The sequence below is a fragment of the Streptomyces sp. NBC_00466 genome (assembly GCF_041433995.1).
GTDB lineage: Bacteria > Actinomycetota > Actinomycetes > Streptomycetales > Streptomycetaceae > Streptomyces.
This window is the reverse complement of the sequence record NZ_CP107896.1, coordinates 2,099,475-2,117,934: the sequence shown is the minus strand read 5'-3', so window position 1 is coordinate 2,117,934 and position 18,460 is coordinate 2,099,475. Positions and strand designations below refer to the sequence as shown.

Sequence of the window (18,460 nt, the reverse complement as noted above, 5' to 3'; positions counted from 1 at the left end):
GCGGACACCGGCCCGGACCGGCCCGGACCAGCCCGGCGGCCTCGGGCTCGGACCAGCCCGGACCGGCCCCGGCGGCCTCGGCCCGGCCCCGACCAGCCCCGGCATCACCGACAGGGAAGGCACCCCACCATGGAGTTCCGCACCGACCGCAGCACCTTCGCAGAGACCGTGGCCTGGGCGGCCCGGGTGCTCCCGACCAGGTCGCCGATGCCCGTGCTCGGCGGGCTGCTCCTGGCGGCGGAAGGCTCCACGCTGCGCGTCTCCGGCCTCGACTACGAGGCGTCGGCGTGCATCGACGTGCCGGTGGACACCGTGCGGCCGGGGAAGGCCCTCGTCATGGGACGCAGGCTGCTCGACATCTGCCGGGTGCTGCCCGAGGGGCCGGTCGAGTGCGCCGTCGAGGCATCCCGCTTCACGGTGACCGGCGCCGGAACCAGCTTCGGGCTCTCCCTGCTGCCGCTCGACGACTACCCGGCGCTCCCGGACCTCCCCGAGCTGCGCGGGGCGGTGGACGCGGGCGAGTTCGCGGCGGCGGTCGCGCATGTCGCGGTGGCCGCCGGCCGCGACGACGCCCTGCCGGTGCTGACCGGGATCAGGGTGAGCCTGGAGGGCGGGACCATGACGCTGGCCGCCACCGACCGCTACCGCTTCGCGGTGCGCACGCTCGGCTGGGAACCGGACTCCGGCGCTGTCCCGGCCGACGTCGTCGTCCCGGCCCGCCGCCTGGCCGAGATCGCCCGGTCCCTCAGCCGTACAGGGATGGTCCGGGTGGCCCTGGGCGACGGCTCGATCGGTTTCGGCAACGCCGGGACGCGGACGACGGTGCGCCTGCTCGACGGCCGACTGCCGTGCCACGACAAGCTGTTCACGATGGAGAGCCCGGTCGTCGCGGTGATGGACCGCGCCCCGCTGCTGGACGCGGTCCGGCGCGTCGCGGTGGTCGCCGAGGGCGACAGCCCCGTACGCCTGGACTTCTCAGCCGAAGCGGTCCACCTGCACGCGGGGTACGAGGACGACGTGGCATCGCAGCGCCTGCCGGCCCGCCTGGACGGTGCCGACGACTTCACGGTCGCCTTCAACCCGGCTTATCTGACGGACGCGTTGAGCGCCATGGACAGCCACTCGGTACGGCTCGACCTGCTCGGCCCCGGCCAGCGCGCCCTGCTGACCGGCCTGTCCGCCCCGGACACCGAACCGGACGCGTCCCACCGGCACTTGCTGATGTCGGTGAAGCCGCTGATGTGAGGTACTGACAGTGCGTCGAGGCCGCCGGCACGGCGACCCCGCCCGGCTCATCGAGGCCACGGCACGGATCGCGGTACTGCTCACGTGACTGCCCCGCCGACCCGGGCTCGTGCCTCATCGCCAGGCGCTGATCAACTCCCCGGGCTCCACGCCGCGCACTCCGGACGCGGTGACGCCGCCGCGGGCCACGGCGATCAGCGGCGTGGTGTCGTCGGCGCCCGGAAGCTGTGAGCCAAGAAGAGGCCCAAATGTGGGATGCCCAGAAATGAGGGTACCAATTTTGGGTGTCTCCGGCCGATCAGGTGTGACGCGAGGGTGAGGGAGGCGCCACGGCATCGCGACTCCTCCCTCGATCAGGGCAAGTAGCCCGGATCAGCCGCCGGCCTTGGCCACACCGATCGGGCAGCTCACGCCCGTGCCGCCGATACCGCAGTAGCCCGCCGGATTCTTGTCCAGGTACTGCTGGTGATAAGGCTCGGCGGCGTAGAACTCGCGGCCGTCGGCCGGCTGGATCTCCGTCGAGATCGTGCCGTACCCGGAGCCCGTCAGGACCTGCTGGTACGCCTCACGGGACGCGGCCGCCGCGGCTGCCTGGGCCGGGGAGTGGGTGTAGACCGCCGAGCGGTACTGGGTGCCCACGTCGTTGCCCTGGCGGAAGCCCTGGGTCGGGTTGTGCGACTCCCAGAAGATCTTGAGCAGGGCCGTGTACGGGACGACCTCCGGGTCGAAGACCACCCTGACCGCCTCCGTGTGGCCGGTGAGGCCCGAGCAGACCTCCTCGTACGCCGGATTCACCGTGGAGCCGCCCTGGTAGCCGACGAGCGTCGTCCAGACGCCCTCCGTCTGCCAGAAGATGCGCTCGGCGCCCCAGAAACAGCCGAGGGCGAAGTCGGCGGTCTCCAGGTGCGCGGGGTAGGGGCCTGCCAGCGGATTGCCCAGGACCGTGTGGCGGGCGGGCAGCTCGAACTCCGGAGTGTCCCGGCCCTTCAGGGCCTGGTCAGGGGTGGGGAGCTGGGGGGTGCGGTTCAGGAACATCGGCTGCGGCTCCTCGGGGAGTGTGGGTGCACCCCGTGCAACGCACGGGCCCCGGTCAGGATTCCTGCCGGTCGTCGGATGACGTCCTGCGCTCCAGCCACGCCGCCGTCTTCCTCCTGGACCGGAGCCAGAAGTAGACGCCGAAGCCGATCAGGACCAGCGGTATGAGGCGTGTCATCGGGCTCGCTCGTTCCTCTTCGGGTTCTTCTTCGGGTTCCCGCGTGCGGGGGTGCGGTGCGGGCGTGCGGCGTGCCTGTGCCGTGCGGTGTGCCGTCAGCCTACTCAGCGGGGGAGGGTGGCCGGGCTGCCGCCGTTCGCCTCGTACCCGGCGACCGCCAGCGCCCGGTACACCGCGTACACGGCGGCCGGATCCTGGTCGAGCGTCCACGGCAGCGCCCCCACATGGCCGTCGATGCGGACCAGCTGGTTCATCGCCTCCGACCAGCGTTCGGACCGGACCAGGAAGAGCACCAGCAGGTGCCGTACGTGCGCGAGCATCGGGTCGTCGGCGCGGGCCGTGTGCACCGCGTGCATCGCTCCCTCCACCGCCCTGGTGACGACCGCGGTCTGGTAGAAGCCGCGCACCAGCATCACCTCGGGCAGGTGCTCGTACACGGCGAAGAGCGGGAGCGCGGCGAGCAGCGAGCCGCGGGGCGCGCGGGCCGCCGCCGCGTGCGCGAACTCGTCGGCCCGGTCGCGGGAGCCGTGCCACTTCTCGCACCAGTAGTGCAGCGCGGCCAGATGCGCCCCCAGGTGCTCGGGGGCGCGGTCGATCACCTTGGCCCACAACTCCTCGAACTGCGGCTCGGGGTAGGCGAGTCCACGTCCGACGGCCAGCTCCACGATGTACGGGACGGGGTCGCCCGGGGCGAGCAGCGCAGCTTCGCCGCAGACCGTGCGCGCCTCCTCCAGGAGGATCCGGAAGTCGTCAGTCCGGGTGTCGTCGGGCGACTCGGAGCGCCACGCCTGCTGTACCAGGAACGCGGCGTGCACCTGGGCCGCGCCCGCGTCCTTGGGGGACTCGGAGCGCCAGTTGCGCAGCCAGGCCCCGCCGGCGCCCGGCCGCTGCGACAGTTCGAGCGAGGCCGCCCCCGCGAAGGCCTGCACCCGCTGCCAGCGCAGTTCGCCCTGCGCGGCCGTGTCCGCGAGCAGCTTGGCGGCGGGCCGCCAGTTCTGGGTGTGCTGCACCACCTCCAGCACATCGAGCAGATCCTGGTCGGGGCCCGGCAGCCGTATGTCCAGCTCCTCCTGGCGCAGGAACCCGTAGGCGTCGGGGTCCGCTGCGTCCGGGGAACCGGGCAGCACCTGGTGGATACCGCCACGTCGGCGCAGCAGGAACGGGCCGAGCACTGCCGCGAACAGGCACACCGCGAGCAGGAACCAGAGAATCTCCATGAGTCAAGCGAACCAGACACGACCGACATCTGACCACTACCCTCGGTGCTCATGAGCGACGAGCACAGCGTGCACCAGAGTTTCGAGACCCTCGCCATTCACGCGGGCAACACCGCCGACCCCCTCACGGGCGCGGTCGTGCCCCCTATTTATCAGGTCTCCACGTACAAGCAGGACGGCGTGGGCGGGCTGCGCGGCGGCTACGAGTACAGCCGCAGCGGCAACCCGACCCGTACCGCCCTCGAAGAGAACCTGGCGGCGCTGGAGGGCGGCCGGCGGGGGCTCGCCTTCGCCTCCGGCCTCGCCGCCGAGGACTGCCTGCTCCGTACGCTGCTGACGCCGGGGGACCACGTGGTCATCCCGAACGACGCGTACGGCGGCACCTTCCGGCTTTTCGCGAAGGTCGTGTCCCGGTGGGGCGTCGAGTGGTCGGTCGCCGACACCACGGACCCGGCCGCGGTGCGGGCCGCCATGACCCCCCGTACCAAGGTGATCTGGGTGGAGACCCCCTCCAATCCGCTCCTCGGGATCACGGACATCGCGGCGGTCGCCGACGTGGCGCGCACGGCGGGCGTGAAGCTCGTCGTCGACAACACCTTCGCCAGCCCCTACCTCCAGCAGCCGCTCGCGCTCGGCGCGGACGTCGTCGTGCACTCGATGACCAAGTACATGGGCGGCCACTCGGACGTGGTCGGCGGTGCGCTGGTCGTCAACTCCGACGAGATCGGTGAGGAGTTGGCGTACCACCAGAACGCGATGGGCGCGATCTGCGGGCCGTTCGACTCCTGGCTGGTGCTGCGCGGGATCAAGACGCTCGCCGTACGGATGGACCGGCACAGCGAGAACGCCACCCGGATCGCGGAGATGCTGACCCGGCACCCGAAGGTCAGCGGCGTGCTCTACCCGGGGCTTCCCGACCACCCCGGCCACGAGATCGCGGCCAAGCAGATGCGGTCGTTCGGCGGGATGGTCTCCTTCCGGGTCCGGGGCGGCGAGGAGGCGGCGGTCGCGGTCTGCGACCGGGCGAAGCTGTTCACGCTGGGTGAGTCGCTCGGCGGGGTGGAGTCGCTGATCGAGCACCCGGGGCGGATGACGCACGCGTCGGTGGCCGGTTCGGCGCTGGAGGTGCCGGCGGACCTGGTGCGGATTTCGGTGGGCATCGAGTCGGCCGACGACCTGCTCGCGGATCTCCAGCAGGCCCTGGGCTGAGAGCTGGGCCGGGACCCGTACCGCCCCGTATGCGGTCGGCAGCGGGAAGGGCCTGCTGCCGACCGCATCCCGGCCCGCCCCGCTCAGTAGCCCTCCACCGGCGGGGTCGTCAGGGCCGGGGGCGGCGCCCACGGCTGTGTCAGCGTCGCCCACACCACGAACACCACGAGCGCCGTCGCCAGCAGCAGCCACGCCACCCTCCGGGCCACCGTGCGGCGGCGCCGTATCCGGGTGCCGCGCTCCGCCGCCCGGACCGCCAGGTCGGCGGGGACCGGCGGATGCGGCCCGTTCAGCATCCGCCGGACCATCTCCTCCTTGCGGTCCGGCAGGCTCATGGCGTCGCCACCTCGGGCAGCCGGGGCGCGGCCTCCGGCGGGGTGCTGCGCAGGGTCGCCGTCGCATGGCCGCAGATCGCGCGGACCCGCTCCGCCGGAAGGCCGACCGCCGCCGCGACCTGCTCCTCGGCGATCCCCTCGTACAGCCGCAGCACCACGATGAGGCGCTCCTGCGGAGTCAGCCGCTCCAGTACGCCGCCGCCCGCCGGGTTCAGGGGACCGGCTCCGGCCGCCCGGCCCGGCAGACGGACCGGCAGCTGCGGGCGGCGGTGGCGCCAGGCGCTGTGGGCGAAGCGGGCCGCCAGCTCCTGACGGGTGTGCTCGTACGGGTCGTCGCCGTGCAGCCGGTCCCAGTGCGCGTACGTACGGGAGAGCGCCGCCAGCAGCAGCCGCCGCGCCTTCGGGGTGTCGCCGGCGGGCTCGGCCGTCAGCAGTACGGCCGCATGGAGGAGCCGTCCGGCCGCACCCACGACGAAAGACTCGAACTCCTCGTCGCGGCGGCGTTCCCGTGCTGCTGTCCGCTCCCGCACAGTGCCTCCCTGCTCTCATCTGAGAGCAGGCCGCGGCACCCGGTCAAGAGGTCGGCGTGCCCGGCTCCTGGGGGCCTGCCGTACGGGTGGAGAGCGACGAGTTGAAGCGGGTCAGCAGGGTGCAGAAGGATTCGCGGTCCTCCTGCGTCCAGCCCTCGGTGACCTGGGCCATCAGCTCGCGCCGCGAGGAGCGCACCTCTTCCAGGCGGGTCTCGCCGCGCGGGGAGAGCTGCAGGACGACCGCACGCCCGTCCTCGGGGTGCGAGGTGCGCTTGACCAGACCGGTGTCGACGAGCGGGGCGACCTGCCTGGTCACTGTCGAGGAGTCGATGCCCATGCTCGCGGCCAGCGCCTTCACCCCCATCGGACCTTCCCGGTCCAGCCGGTTGAGCAGCAGATAGGCCGCACGGTCCATCGAGTTGCGCATCTGGCCGACGCCTCCCATCCGGGTCTGCTCGGCGCGACGGGCGAAGAGGGCCACCTGGTGCTGGAGGGCATCGAGGAAGCCGGGGTCGATATCAGAAGTCATGTCCTGAGAAAGGGGCATGGCCGGGGGCTCTCTTCGTGCGGTGGACGGACAGTGGGGGACAGAGTACGCGGCCCGGAGCGGGCCCGTACCTGCGCTGCTTCAACCGTTGTGAACATGACGGTCGAGCCGTTGCCGGGCCGCCGGGCTCCGGCGGCCCGGACGGCGCCGAGCTGCGAGACTTGGCGTCATGAGCTTCGGTACGTCACACCCCCTGCCGCCGCTGATCCTTGACGACGTCCTCGGAGCGCAGAAGATGCTCTCCGGAGTGTCACGGACGACGCCGGTCGAGGGCAGCAGACATCTCTCGCGCCTCGTCGGGTCACCGGTCCGCTTCAAGTGCGAGAACCTCCAGCGGACCGGTTCGTTCAAGCTGCGCGGCGCCTATGTCCGGATCGCCGGGCTGACCCCCGAGGAGCGCGCGGCCGGGGTCGTCGCGGCCAGCGCGGGCAACCACGCGCAGGGCGTCGCTCTGGCCTCGTCGCTGCTGGGGGTGCGCTCCACGGTCTTCATGCCGGTGGGCGCTCCGCTGCCGAAGGTCGCCGCGACCCGTGAGTACGGCGCCGAGGTCCGGCTGCAGGGGCAGGTGGTCGACGAGACCCTCGCCGCCGCCGAGGAGTACGCGCAGGAGACGGGCGCCGTCTTCATCCACCCCTTCGACCACGCCGACATCATCGCCGGGCAGGGCACGGTGGGCCTGGAGATCCTGGAGCAGTGCCCCGAGGTGCGGACGATCGTCGTGGGGATCGGCGGCGGGGGGCTGGCCGCGGGCATCGCGGTCGCGGTGAAGGCGCTGCGGCCCGATGTGAAGGTGGTCGGCGTGCAGGCGGCGAACGCCGCCGCGTATCCGCCCTCGCTCGCCGAGGGGCGCCCGGTGACGGTCGAGGCGCAGGCGACGATGGCCGACGGCATCAAGGTGGGCCGCCCGGGGGACGTCCCGTTCGGGATCATCCGGGAGCTGGTGGACGAGGTCCGTACGGTCTCCGAGGACGAGCTGTCCAGCGCGCTGCTGCTCTGCCTGGAGCGGGCCAAGATGGTCGTGGAGCCGGCCGGTGCCAGCCCGGTCGCCGCGCTGCTGAGCGACCCCGGGGGGTTCGAGGGGCCGGTGGTCGCGGTGCTGTCGGGCGGCAATGTGGACCCGCTGCTGATACAGCGCATCCTCACGCACGGGATGGCGGCCGCAGGCCGTTTCCTGTCGCTGCGGCTCCGGTTGACCGACCGCCCCGGTGCGCTCGCGACGCTGCTGCGCGTGCTCTCGGTGGCCGACGCCAACGTGCTCGATGTGAGCCATGTGCGGACCGATCCGCGGCTCGGTCTGAGCGAGGTCGAGGTGGAGCTGCATCTGGAGACGAAGGGCCCCGAGCACTGCACCGAGGTCGGCGCCGCGCTGCGGGAATCGGGGTACACCGTCATCGGGTGAGGCGTGCTGCGTGCGGCTAGTGCGGCGTGAGGCGTGCCGGCACATGAAGGTGGGTGGCGACGCATGGCCGGGTGCTCGCCAGGGGTCCACAATGTTCCCTGAACGTTCACTGTCCGGCGACAGCTCACGGGACAGCCGGGTTCCTACTCTTACGAGGCTCCGCACCACGCGTACTTCCCCACTCATCGGAGGACCGCAGTGCCTGGAACCACGCTCCGCACGCCCCGCCGCACCCTCGTCGCCCTGGCAACCGCCGTGGGCATCGCTGCCGCCTGGGCCGGAGCCGCCCCGGCGCAGGCCGCCACCGTTCCCACCCCCGACCACGTCATCGTGGTGGTGCTGGAGAACCACGGGTACGACCAGATCATCGGCAGCCCCGACGCCCCGTACATCAACTCCCTGGTGGCCGGCGGGGCGAACCTGACGAACATGCACGCCGAGACCCACCCGAGCCAGCCGAACTACTACGCGCTGTTCTCGGGCGACACCCAGGGCATCACCGACGACACCTGTGTCACCCCCGGCTTCAGCGCGGCGCACAACCTCGGTTCCGAACTGATCGCCGCGGGCAAGACCTGGGGCAGCTACAACGAGTCGCTGCCGGCGCAGGGCAGCACCACCTGCAAGAGCGGTTCGTACGCGCAGAAGCACAACCCGTGGTTCGGCTTCAGCAATGTGCCGGCCTCGACCGCGGACACGTTCGGCCAGTTCCCGTCCGACTTCACGAAGCTGCCGCAGGTGTCGTTCGTCATCCCGAACCTGCAGAACGACATGCACGACGGCACCGTGAAGCAGGGCGACACCTGGTTGCGGGACAACCTCGGCGCGTACGCGACCTGGGCCAGGACCCACAACAGCGTGCTGGCCATCACGACCGACGAGGACGAGGGCACCACCAGCAACAACATCCCGACGGTCCTCTACGGCCAGCCGGTCACCGCGGGCAGCAGCTCGTCGACCCGGTACAGCCATTACGACCTGCTGCACAGCGTCGAGGACATGTACGGTCTGCCGCACGCCGGCAAGTCGGCCTCGGCGTCCGACATCAGCGGCGTCTGGACCTCCTGACACATCACCTGATCGCGACTGTGCACGACGCATGACCACGGGCCGGCGGAGCGACTCCGCCGGCCCGTGGCCGTACGGGGCAGTGCGGCCGTACAGAACCGGATGCCGATTCGTAAAACCTCTGGGAAGACGCGATACATCGCGTTAGTGTGTGGCCCGCGCCGCCCGCCGGAGGGCGGTATGGCTGCGTCAAATTTACGATGTGTCCGTAAAAGTGCCCAAAAATGCAAAATGGGGGAGCCCCTATGCCTGGCGCCATCTATGCCGAGGGTCTGGTGAAGACCTTCGGTGACGTACGAGCACTGGACGGAGTGGATCTCGATGTGCCGGAGGGCACGGTCCTCGGCCTGCTCGGGCCCAACGGCGCCGGCAAGACGACGGCCGTCCGGGTCCTGACGACCCTGCTGCAGCCCGACAGCGGGCGGGCGGTCGTGGCGGGGATAGACGTGCTCAAGCACCCCACGGAGGTACGCAGGTCGATCGGTCTGTCCGGGCAGTTCGCCGCGGTCGACGAGTACCTCACCGGCCGGGAGAACCTCCAGATGGTCGGGCAGCTCTACCAGATGTCCGGACGCGACGCGAAGCGGCGTGCGGTCGAGCTGCTCGACCGCTTCCACCTCGCCGACGCGGCCGACCGCCCCGCCAAGACGTACTCCGGCGGGATGCGCAGACGGCTCGACCTCGCCGCCGCCCTCGTCGTGTCGCCGCCCGTGATGTTCATGGACGAGCCGACCACCGGGCTCGACCCCCGGAACCGCCAGCAGCTCTGGGAGGTCATCCAGGACCTGGTGGCAGGGGGTACGACGCTGCTGCTCACCACCCAGTACCTCGAAGAGGCCGACCACCTGGCCCACGACATCTGTGTCATCGACCACGGCAAGGTCATCGCCCGCGGTACGTCGGACCAGCTCAAGGCCCGCACGGGCGGCGAGCGCGTCGAGGTCGTCGTCCACCGGGCCGGCCAGATCGGCCCCGCCCGCGAGGTGCTGGCCACCCTGGGCAAGGGAGACGTCGCCATCGCGGAACACACCCGGAAACTGACCGTCCCGGTGGCGGGCGGCGCCAAGCTGCTCGCCGAGGTCATCAGGGAGCTGGACGCGCGCGGCGTCGAGATCGACGACATCGGGCTGCGCCGCCCCACGCTCGACGACGTGTTCCTCTCGCTCACCGGCCATGTGGCCGAGGCGGAGAACGGGACCCGGTCCGACCCCGGTGGCGGAGGCGGCACCCCCGCGGACCGCACCCCCGCGGGCAACGCAACCACCAGCGTCGAGGAGGCCGGCAAATGAGCGCCGTCACGGATGCCGCACCCAAGCCGCTCGCCCCGCGGCCGCGCGGCGGGCTCGTCCAGTCGGCCGGCGACTCCCTGGTGATCGCCAAACGCAATCTGATCAGGATGACCCGTATCCCCGAGATCGTGGTCTTCGGCCTGGTCCAGCCGATCATGTTCGTGGTGCTCTTCAGTTACGTCTTCGGCGGGTCCCTGGTCGTCAACGGCTCGACCAGCGCCGTGGGTTACCGCAACTTCCTGATGGCCGGCATCTTCGCCCAGACCGTCACCTTCGCCACGGCCGGTGCCGGAGCTGGCATCGCCGACGACATGCACAAGGGCCTGATCGACCGGTTCCGGTCGCTGCCGATGGCCCGGGGCGCGGTGCTCACCGGACGTACCATCGCCGACCTGGTCCAGACGGCGCTCACTCTGGTGGTGCTGGCGATCGTGGCCCTGCTCGTCGGCTGGCGCACCCACGAGAACATCGGGAAGGTACTGGGCGGCTTCGCACTGCTGCTTCTGCTCGGGTACGCCTTCTCCTGGATCGGCGCGCTGATCGGCCTCACGGTCCGCACGCCGGAAGCGGCCACATCGGGCGGGCTCGTCTGGCTCTTCCCGGTGACTTTCGTCTCGAACGCGTTCGTGTCGACGGCCATGATGCCCGGCTGGCTGCAGCCGATCGCCGAGTGGAACCCCTTCAGTGCGACCGTCCAGGCCTGCCGGGTCCTCTTCGGCAACCCGGGCGTGTCGACGTCGGACGCCTGGCCCATGCAGCACCCGGTCTGGGCCTCGCTGATCTGGTCGCTGGTCATCTTCGCGGTCTTCCGCACGCTGGCCGTCCGCAAGTACCGCTCGGCAGCGGCCTGACCCCGGGACGGCCCGGCCCCGGCACTGCGGGCACGTACCGCTTGCACGGTCGCGTACCGCCCGCACGACTGAGCCCCCGGGGCCTGACCCCGGGACGGCCTGACCCCGGGACGGCCCGGCCCCGGCACTGCGGGCACGTACCGCTTGCACGGTCGCGTACCGCCCGCACGACTGAGCCCCCGGCCGCGGTGCGCGGCCGGGGGCTCAGTCGGTGCCCTGCGTCCGGGTCAGCCCTGGAACGGCTCGGCCTTGAGGATCTTCACCGTGGCCGTCTTGCCGTTCGGCAGCTCGTACTCGGCGTTCTCGCCGACCTTCTTGCCGATCACACCAGTGCCCAGTGGGGACTGGGGGGAGTACGTCTCGAAGTCCGAGCTCGCGTACTCGCGGGAGGCGAGCAGGAACGTCATCGTGTCGTCCTCGTCGCCGTCGAAGGCGATGGTCACGACCATGCCGGGAGCCGCTTCGCCGGAGGCCGCGGGGGCCTCACCGACCTTCGCGTGTTCGAGCAGCTGGGTCAGCTGGCGTACGCGCAGCTCCTGCTTGCCCTGCTCCTCCTTGGCCGCGTGGTACCCGCCGTTCTCGCGCAGGTCACCCTCCTCGCGGGCGGCCGCGATCTTGGTGACGATCTCCGAGCGTGCGGGACCCGACAGATACTCCAGCTCAGCCTTCAGCTGGTTGTACGCCTCCTGGGTCAGCCAGGTGACGTTTTCGCTGGTCTGGGTCACTGGTGCTCCTCGTAGGTACCGGAAATACAAAGCATCGCCCTACCCAGAAGGATGTGCCTCCAGGGGCGGGCGAAACCACGAGCCTAACAATTCAAGAGCCGAAGGGGGAGGACCGAAGCGTCAGGAGCCGATCCGGCGGGTGCCCGCCGGGCCCGGCCGGGTCAGGAGGTGGTCTGGCAGCCGACGAGCTCGACGCTGGTGGCCCTGGACGTGGTCCGTACGGTGACGACCTGGTCGATCCGGGTCTTCTCCTGGTCGAACCTGGCGTCCTTGCGGCCGACCTCGTCACCGTCGGTGGCCCGCAGGCGCAGGGTGCAGGTCCCGTGGAGTCCGGCGTCCTTGCGGACCTCCAGATGGACATCGACCGCGTGGTCCGACGCGATGTTCCAGGCGATGACCTCGCCGCTGACGGTCTTGCCGCCGACGGACTGGTAACCGAACCAGCCGATGACTGCGATCGCCACGGCGCCGAGCACCGCTCCGGTGATCTTCAGCTTGCGGTCCGCGCGCTGGTCCGCGGAGCGGCCGTAGCGGCCCTCGGGGAGCTGTTCGCCAACCGCCGTCATGATCGTTCCTCCAGAGCAGGGGATCCCGGAATTTTCCGACCCCTCAGTCGGTCACTATAGAAGCCGCCGATTGCGACGAATCACTGAGGATCCTGTCTTGACTGAGCAGCTTCGCCTGATGGCCGTCCACGCCCACCCCGACGACGAGTCGAGCAAGGGTGCGGCGACCATGGCCAAGTACGTGTCCGAGGGGGTGGACGTGCTGGTCGTGACCTGCACCGGAGGCGAGCGCGGCTCCATCCTCAACCCCAAACTCCAGGGTGACTCCTACATCGAGGAGAACATCCACGAGGTCCGCAAGAAGGAGATGGACGAGGCCCGCGAGATCCTGGGCGTCGACCAGGCCTGGCTGGGCTTCGTCGACTCGGGTCTGCCCGAGGGCGACCCGCTGCCTCCGCTGCCCGAGGGCTGCTTCGCGCTGGCTGACGTCGACGTGGCCGCGGGCCGGCTGGTGAGGCTGATCCGGGAATTCCGGCCGCAGGTCATCACCACGTACGACGAGAACGGGGGGTACCCGCACCCCGACCACATCATGACCCACCAGGTCTCGATGGTGGCGTTCGAGGCGGCAGCGGACACCGAGAAGTACCCCGAGGCCGAGTTCGGTCCTGCCTTCCAGCCGCAGAAGCTCTACTACAACCAGGGCTTCAACAAGCCGCGCACCGTGGCGCTGCACGAGGCGCTGCTGGCGCGCGGCCTCGAGTCGCCGTACGCGGAGTGGCTGGAGCGCTGGAAGCAGTTCGAGCGCGCCGAGCGCACTCTGACCACGCACATTCCGTGCGCGGACTTCTTCGAGATCCGGGACAAGGCGCTCATCGCGCACGCCACGCAGATCGACCCCGACGGCGGCTGGTTCCGCGTCCCGATGGAGATCCAGCAGGAGGTCTGGCCGACCGAGGAGTACGAGCTCGCGAAGGCTCTCGTGCCGACATCCCTCCCCGAGGACGACCTCTTTGCGGGCATCCGGGACAATGCCTAGTTATGAGCGCTAGCCAGGCATTGACGCACCTCGTCCCTCTGGCCGAGGTCGACGACAACAAGGTGACTCCCGGGCTTCTCGGCTTCCTCGTCTTCGCGGCCCTGGCCGTGGGGGTGTGGCTGCTGATGAAGTCGATGAGCCGGCACATGGGCCGGGTGGCCTTCAAGGAGGCCCCGGAGCAGCAGTCCGAGCCGGCGGCACCGGCCGGGAGCGAGAGCAAGCAGAAGCAGGGCTGAGGACTGAGCGGCTGAGGGCTGAGGCTTTCGGGGCCCGGCCCCGCGTACGCCTGAGGTGTACGGGCTGCGTGCGTACGGCCTGCGTGCGTACGGCTTCGGCCGTACGCACTCAGGCCCGTCGCGATGCCTGCCGGCTACCCTCGCGCCGCCGTCACCGGTACGCCCATGATCTCGCGGGCGTTCCGGCCCGGCACCATGCCGAGCAGCCAGGCCTGCCAGCCGTCGTCCAGCGACACCTCGCGCTCCAGGACCAGGGCGTACGCCTCCGCGCACTCGGCGAGGCCGGGGTCGCGGTTCGGGTGCTCCGCCCGGATCAGCCGGGAGAGCTCCTCCGCCGCCACCGCGGTGCCCACCTCCGAGCCGCCCGGCGACGCGTACGGCAGCAGCGTGCAGCGCAGGAAACGGGCCCAGTCGCCGCCCCTCCCGTCGTCGTACGTCGCGAAGAGCGCCGCCGCCTCGTCGCAGAGCTGGAGCGCCTGGGCCGCGCGGTCGTTGCCCGCGTCGATCAGGGCCAGCTCCAGACAGGTCCACGCCTCGCCGTGCGCCACTCCGATCCGGTGGAAGTCGGTCCGCGCGTCGGCCAGCAGCTGGCGGGCGAAACCGCTGTTGCGGAGGTTGCCCGTCTGCGCCGCGCGCTGGTCGCGGGTGACCCGCCCCGAATGGTGGCGGGCGCAGGCCAGCCCGTACACGTCGCGCATCCGCGAGAACATCGTCCGGGCCCGCTCCAGCTCCCGTACCGCCTGGTCGCGGTCGCCGCGCTCCTCCAGGGCCTGCCCCAGGTAGTAGAGCGTCCAGGCCTCGCCCCGGGCGTCCTCGTTGTCCCGGTGGCGGGAGAGCGCCTGGCGCAGCTGGTCCACCGCGACCTGCGCGTCACCCTCGACCAGCCTGGCCCGGGCCAGCTGGGTCATCGCCCAGGCCTCGCCCCGCCCGTCCCTGGTCTGCCCGTACGCGTCGAGCGCCGTCCGCAGCTCCTCGTCCGCCCGCACCACGTCGCCGAGCCGCAGGCAGAGCTGGCCCAGCTGGAAGTGCGTCCACGCCTCGCCGTGCAGCGAGTCGCTCTCCTGGTGCAGGGTGAGCGCCGTCGAGAGCAGCGTCAGCGCCTCCGGCAGATTCCCGAGGTCGCGCTCCACCGCCGCCAGCGCGTGCAGCGACCAGGCGCGGTCGGCGGCCAGCTCCGGCGCCGCCTGGAGCGCGATCGCCTCCCGGAGCCGCGCCGCCGCCTCCGTCAGATTGCCCTGGTGGTGCAGGGTGATGCCGAGCGAGCAGAGCGCCAGCGCCTCGCCAGCACCGTGCTGCGCCTCGTGGTAGAGGTCGACCACCGAGGTCAGGGTCGTACGGGCCTTGTCCAGCTCGCCGAGCTGGCGGGCCGCGATCCCCGTACGCCACTGCACCGACCTGGCGAGCAGCCCCTGCCCGACGGCCTGCGTCAGCTCGCTGATCTCGCCCAGCCGGTAGAGGTCGCCGCGCAGCAGGCAGTAGTCGCAGAGGGCGCCCAGCAGATGCAGCACCACGTCCTGGTCGACGCCCTCCGCCTGGCGCAGCGCGGAGGTGATGAAGCTCGACTCCTCGTCCAGCCAGCGCAGCGCCGCGTCCAGCGAGGTGAAGCCGTGCGGCCCGAACTGGCCCGCGCGGGTGGAGAGTTTGCCGTCCACCAGCCGGATCACCGCGTCCGCGAGCTCGGCGTAGCTCTGGATCAGCCGCTCCTGCGCGGCCGTGCGCTCCTGCGGCTGCTCCTCGTCGTCGAGCCGGGCCTGCGCGAAGGCGCGCACCGTGTCGTGCAGCCGGTAGCGGCTGCCGCGCACATGGTCGATCAGGCCGGCCCGGGACAGCAGGGTCAGCAGCCGCCGCGCCTCCTGGTCGTCGGCGCCCAGCAGCGCGGCGGCGGCAGCAGCCCCCAGACTGGCGCGCCCGGCCAGCGCGAGCCGGCGCAGCAGCCGCCGCCCCTGCTCGGGCTGGTCGCTGTAGCGCAGCGCCAGCGCCCGCCCGACCGGGTCGAGCTGCTGGTACGTGCCGAGGTGCGCGGCGAGTTCGCGCGTCGACCGCAGACCGAGCGAGGAGCCCGCCACCCGCAGGGCCAGCGGCAGCCCGCCGCACAACTCCGCGACCAGGCCGGTCGATTCGGCGTCGTACGGGCTCTCCGGCTCCTCCGCGGTCTCCCGCAGCAGCTCCTCCGCACCCGCCGCGTCCAGCGCCTCCACCGGCAGCTGGTGCACCCAGGCCCGGATGTCACCGGGCAGTTCGAGCGGGGCGCCCGACGTCACCAGGACCAGGCTGTCCGAGCGCTCCGGCACCAGGGCGCGCACCTGCGCCGGGTCCGACGCGTCGTCCAGTACGACGGTGACGGCCAGCTCGGTCAGATGCTGGTGGTACAGCTCGCTCAGCCGCTTCAACTGCTGTTCCGGCGACGAGCGTTCCCGGAAGAGCAGCTGCTCGCGCGGCGCGCCGAGCCGGTTCAGCAGATGGAGCAGCGCGTCCCTGGTCGACAGGGGCGCCTCGTCCCGAGTCGCGCCGCGCAGATCGACCACGCAGGCCCCGCGGAACTGGTCCTTGAGCTGGTGCGCCGCGCGGACGGCGAGGGTGGTGCGGCCCGAGCCCGGGGCGCCGTGCAGCACCACGACCGTCGGCCGGGTCTCGGTGGAGGCCCGGGCGGCGTGCACCCACTGGGCGATCTGTGCCAGCTCCGGCCTGCGCCCCGCGAACGGCCCGTCCGCCTCGGGCAGATGACTGAACGACTGGTCGAGCGTGGACCGCCTGCGCGCCGCTGCGCTCTTGTCGGTGCCGCGCAGCTGCGGCGGCACCGTGCTCTTGGGCTTCTTCTGGTTCTGCGGCACGGCGAGCATCCGCTGCTGGTCCAGGTACGGGCGGATGCCCCGTACCTCCAGTGCGGTCAGCCACTGGAGCCGCAGCTGCTCGGTCCCGCCGGGCTGCCCCTGGGCACCGGCTCTGCGGTGGGCCGCGGGCCAGTGCGCCGCGGTCACCCTGGCAACGGTGGCGGCGGCCCCCGCGACGGCGACGACCAGGCCCGAGCCGACCGCGGTCCCGCCGCCGGTGCCGAGGGCGAGGTCCGCGCCGCACGCCGCGATGGCGGCAACCACGGTGACCAGCGCGGGTGTTGCCAGGGACGCGCGGTTGAAGTCCGCGGACAGCGGATGCTGTTCGGCCTCCGCCGCGTCGAGTGCGCGGGTGTACGCGGCGTACTCGTCGGCGGCGCTCCCGGCCAGCGAATCGAGCGCACCGCGCCCGCGCGCCAGCAGCGTCCCCGCATCCGCCCGGCCGCCCGCCCGCCGCACCTCTTCCTCCACAGCGCGCGCCAACAGCCGCTCTGCTTCCGCCCGATGGCCGTCCCGCATATGCATTCCCCCTCCGGGATACTCCGTTCGGAATGCAAGTGTCCTGCGTGGGAGGCCCGAACGCGAGGGAACCGGGCCGTGTACCGGGAAACGGCACCGGTTCCGCACGGCACCGGCGCCGTGCGGCAGGTGCGGTGGGTGCCGGTACCGGTGCCGTACGGTGCCGGGGCCTCGCCGGCTTTCAGTCCGCGGTGTCATACGGCAGAGGTGCGGGCCGCCCCCGCCGGGCCGGTGAACATGTTCAGCCGGCGGTTCTCCACCCCGGGTGCGATGGAGGCGGTTGAGCGGGGCCATCCGGAAGCCGGCTCTTCGGGACGGTGCGGCAGGGACTCAGTTCTGGCGAGCGCGCAGCCGATGGGCCTTCTGGCGGCAGGCATCGCCGCAGTACCTGCGGGGACGGCCAGTTGGAGCGACCGGTAGCGGGCTGCCGCAGACAGGACAGAATCCCCCTCCTGTTTCGTTACGATCTGACGCGTCATTTTCGTTACAGTCGGGCGCACTCGGTGTCGATTCAGTTTCCGACACGGGTTCCGCAATGGCGGCCGGCAGTTCGGTCGCGCCTGCCGGACGCAACGCGTCGCAAGCCAGGGCCACCATGCGCCCGGCGGAGCCCCGGCCGGCTTCCATGGCGATACAGCCGGTCGCCAGCGCGACCACGTCGGCGTCGTCCACGTCCGTACGCACGGCTCCCGCCTGTTGGGCCCGCAGCAGCAGCGCGACGACTGCCTCCCGGAACTCCCGCTTCAAACCGGCGGCCACCGAGGGGCGGATCTGCGCCCGGCCGTCCAGTGCTGCAACCAGCGCCTTGTTGAACGTGACTCGCTCGACCATCTCGGCGAAGAACGTGAAGAACGCCGCGCCAGGATCGCCGGCCGCGGTCATCGTGCGGGTGTCCGCGGCCATTCGTGCGATGCGGTCAACGATGACGGCCTCGAACAGGGCCTCCTTGCTGGGGAAATGACGGTAGACGGTGCCTGCGCCGACCCCGGCCCGACGGGCCACCTCGTCCAGCGGGACGTCGGCTCCCTCGGCGGCGAACGCGGCCTCGGCGGCCCGCAGCACCCGGGCCCGATTGCGACGGGCGTCGGCGCGCGACTGCCGGCCGGCCTGGGCGTCTGTGTCCGTCATGGCAGGTTCGGCCTCTCTTCCGCCGCCCCCTCGATTGACAACCGGGGCGGTCGTTCCGCAACTTCAATCGGGCTGTGCGTTCCGATTCTAACCTCTGGAGTCCACCATGACTGAAGTCAGCGCACGCAGTCCGCGCGAGGTCGCCGAGCGCTTCCTGCGCGTCGCCTCCGATGGCACCCCCGACGAACTCGCCGATCTGTACGCCGAGAACTCCGTGATCGAGATGCCGTTCGGAGCGCAGCCCGGCGTTCCGTTGCAATTCGAGGGCCGTGAGGGACACCGCGCGCGGTTCAGAAGCTTCGCGCCGTCGATACGGGTCGAACGGATCGGCCTTGTCGCCCTGCACGAGACGGCCGACCCGGAAGTCGTGATCGCCGAGTACGACTACCAGGCCACAGCGGTCCCCACCGGACGGTCGTTCACCAACCGCTACATCATGGTCATGCGCGTACGGGACGGCCTCATCGTGCATTCCCGCGACTACGCCAACCCCCTTGGCGGTGCTGCCGCTTTCGGCAACCTCGACCGGCTGCTCCAGGCTGCCCGGCAGTCCACCGCCGGATAGGACATCAA

At 71.4% G+C, this 18,460-nt stretch carries 19 protein-coding genes; 9 read left to right on the top strand and 10 right to left on the bottom strand.

Annotated elements, in window-relative coordinates; all coding sequences use genetic code 11:
* Nucleotides 1–129: 129 nt before the first annotated feature.
* A complete protein-coding gene (dnaN, locus tag OG210_RS09205) occupies nucleotides 130–1,245 on the top strand; it encodes a DNA polymerase III subunit beta (protein WP_328330640.1) in 1,116 nt (371 codons plus the stop codon).
* Between the two features lie 372 nt (nucleotides 1,246–1,617).
* Here dnaN and msrA read toward each other — a convergent pair whose 3' ends face one another.
* The 3 genes from msrA to OG210_RS09190 all read right to left on the bottom strand — a co-directional run bounded on the left by msrA (nucleotide 1,618) and on the right by OG210_RS09190 (nucleotide 3,675).
* Nucleotides 1,618–2,280, bottom strand: a complete 663-nt coding sequence (msrA, locus tag OG210_RS09200) for a peptide-methionine (S)-S-oxide reductase MsrA (protein ID WP_328330642.1) — start codon at nucleotides 2,278–2,280, stop codon at nucleotides 1,618–1,620.
* 55 nt (nucleotides 2,281–2,335) lie between these two features.
* Entirely contained in the window at nucleotides 2,336–2,458 is a 123-nt protein-coding gene (locus tag OG210_RS09195) for a hypothetical protein (protein WP_327295633.1), read from the bottom strand.
* Between the two features lie 104 nt (nucleotides 2,459–2,562).
* A complete protein-coding gene (locus tag OG210_RS09190) occupies nucleotides 2,563–3,675 on the bottom strand; it encodes a hypothetical protein (RefSeq protein WP_328330644.1) in 1,113 nt (370 codons plus the stop codon).
* A gap of 51 nt (nucleotides 3,676–3,726) precedes the next feature.
* Between OG210_RS09190 and OG210_RS09185 the strand changes: the two genes are divergently transcribed.
* Nucleotides 3,727–4,884, top strand: a complete 1,158-nt coding sequence (locus tag OG210_RS09185; protein ID WP_328330646.1) for a cystathionine gamma-synthase — start codon at nucleotides 3,727–3,729, stop codon at nucleotides 4,882–4,884.
* Between the two features lie 83 nt (nucleotides 4,885–4,967).
* On the opposite strand, the gene OG210_RS09180 is transcribed toward OG210_RS09185, so the two are convergent.
* The 3 genes from OG210_RS09180 to OG210_RS09170 are packed head-to-tail and all read right to left on the bottom strand — an operon-like array spanning nucleotide 4,968 to nucleotide 6,296.
* On the bottom strand, nucleotides 4,968–5,219 hold the full coding sequence (locus tag OG210_RS09180; RefSeq protein ID WP_328330648.1) for a hypothetical protein: 252 nt from the start codon (nucleotides 5,217–5,219) through the stop codon (nucleotides 4,968–4,970).
* Nucleotides 5,216–5,749 (bottom strand): sigma factor-like helix-turn-helix DNA-binding protein, encoded by a 534-nt coding sequence (locus tag OG210_RS09175; protein ID WP_328330650.1) that lies wholly within the window; start codon nucleotides 5,747–5,749, stop codon nucleotides 5,216–5,218. Before OG210_RS09175 ends, OG210_RS09180 begins: the two co-directional genes overlap by 4 nt.
* Nucleotides 5,750–5,792: 43 nt before the next feature.
* Nucleotides 5,793–6,296 carry a MarR family transcriptional regulator gene (locus OG210_RS09170; protein ID WP_328330652.1) on the bottom strand — a complete coding sequence of 168 codons (504 nt, stop codon included), beginning with the start codon at nucleotides 6,294–6,296 and terminating at the stop codon, nucleotides 5,793–5,795.
* Between the two features lie 169 nt (nucleotides 6,297–6,465).
* On the opposite strand from OG210_RS09170, the gene ilvA reads away from it, so the two are divergent.
* From ilvA to OG210_RS09150, 4 genes are all read left to right on the top strand, one after another.
* A complete protein-coding gene (ilvA, locus tag OG210_RS09165; RefSeq protein WP_328330654.1) occupies nucleotides 6,466–7,695 on the top strand; it encodes a threonine ammonia-lyase in 1,230 nt (409 codons plus the stop codon).
* 198 nt (nucleotides 7,696–7,893) lie between these two features.
* Nucleotides 7,894–8,763 carry an alkaline phosphatase family protein gene (locus tag OG210_RS09160; protein ID WP_328330656.1) on the top strand — a complete coding sequence of 290 codons (870 nt, stop codon included), beginning with the start codon at nucleotides 7,894–7,896 and terminating at the stop codon, nucleotides 8,761–8,763.
* Nucleotides 8,764–9,008: 245 nt separating this feature from the next.
* Nucleotides 9,009–10,052, top strand: a complete 1,044-nt coding sequence (locus OG210_RS09155) for an ATP-binding cassette domain-containing protein (protein ID WP_328330658.1) — start codon at nucleotides 9,009–9,011, stop codon at nucleotides 10,050–10,052.
* A complete protein-coding gene (locus OG210_RS09150) occupies nucleotides 10,049–10,903 on the top strand; it encodes an ABC transporter permease (protein WP_328330660.1) in 855 nt (284 codons plus the stop codon). Before OG210_RS09155 ends, OG210_RS09150 begins: the two co-directional genes overlap by 4 nt.
* 227 nt (nucleotides 10,904–11,130) lie before the next feature.
* Here the strand turns inward: OG210_RS09150 and greA are convergent, their stop codons facing one another.
* Together greA and OG210_RS09140 are read right to left on the bottom strand one after the other, a co-directional pair.
* The gene (gene greA, locus OG210_RS09145; RefSeq protein ID WP_328330662.1) at nucleotides 11,131–11,628 is read right to left on the bottom strand and encodes a transcription elongation factor GreA; all 498 of its coding nucleotides are present in this window, start codon (nucleotides 11,626–11,628) and stop codon (nucleotides 11,131–11,133) included.
* A gap of 161 nt (nucleotides 11,629–11,789) precedes the next feature.
* Complete coding sequence (locus OG210_RS09140) at nucleotides 11,790–12,194, bottom strand: DUF4307 domain-containing protein (protein WP_328330664.1); 405 nt, start codon at nucleotides 12,192–12,194, stop codon at nucleotides 11,790–11,792.
* Between the two features lie 97 nt (nucleotides 12,195–12,291).
* On the opposite strand from OG210_RS09140, the gene mca reads away from it, so the two are divergent.
* On the top strand, nucleotides 12,292–13,173 hold the full coding sequence (gene mca, locus OG210_RS09135) for a mycothiol conjugate amidase Mca (RefSeq protein ID WP_328330666.1): 882 nt from the start codon (nucleotides 12,292–12,294) through the stop codon (nucleotides 13,171–13,173).
* Nucleotides 13,174–13,175: 2 nt separating this feature from the next.
* Nucleotides 13,176–13,409 carry a hypothetical protein gene (locus OG210_RS09130; RefSeq protein WP_328330668.1) on the top strand — a complete coding sequence of 78 codons (234 nt, stop codon included), beginning with the start codon at nucleotides 13,176–13,178 and terminating at the stop codon, nucleotides 13,407–13,409.
* 134 nt (nucleotides 13,410–13,543) lie between these two features.
* On the opposite strand, the gene OG210_RS09125 is transcribed toward OG210_RS09130, so the two are convergent.
* On the bottom strand, nucleotides 13,544–16,759 hold the full coding sequence (locus tag OG210_RS09125; RefSeq protein ID WP_371535716.1) for a tetratricopeptide repeat protein: 3,216 nt from the start codon (nucleotides 16,757–16,759) through the stop codon (nucleotides 13,544–13,546).
* Nucleotides 16,760–17,089: 330 nt separating this feature from the next.
* A complete protein-coding gene (locus OG210_RS09120) occupies nucleotides 17,090–17,887 on the bottom strand; it encodes a TetR/AcrR family transcriptional regulator (protein ID WP_328330672.1) in 798 nt (265 codons plus the stop codon).
* Between the two features lie 106 nt (nucleotides 17,888–17,993).
* Between OG210_RS09120 and OG210_RS09115 the strand changes: the two genes are divergently transcribed.
* Entirely contained in the window at nucleotides 17,994–18,452 is a 459-nt protein-coding gene (locus OG210_RS09115) for a nuclear transport factor 2 family protein (protein WP_371535713.1), read from the top strand.
* Nucleotides 18,453–18,460 lie beyond the last annotated feature (8 nt).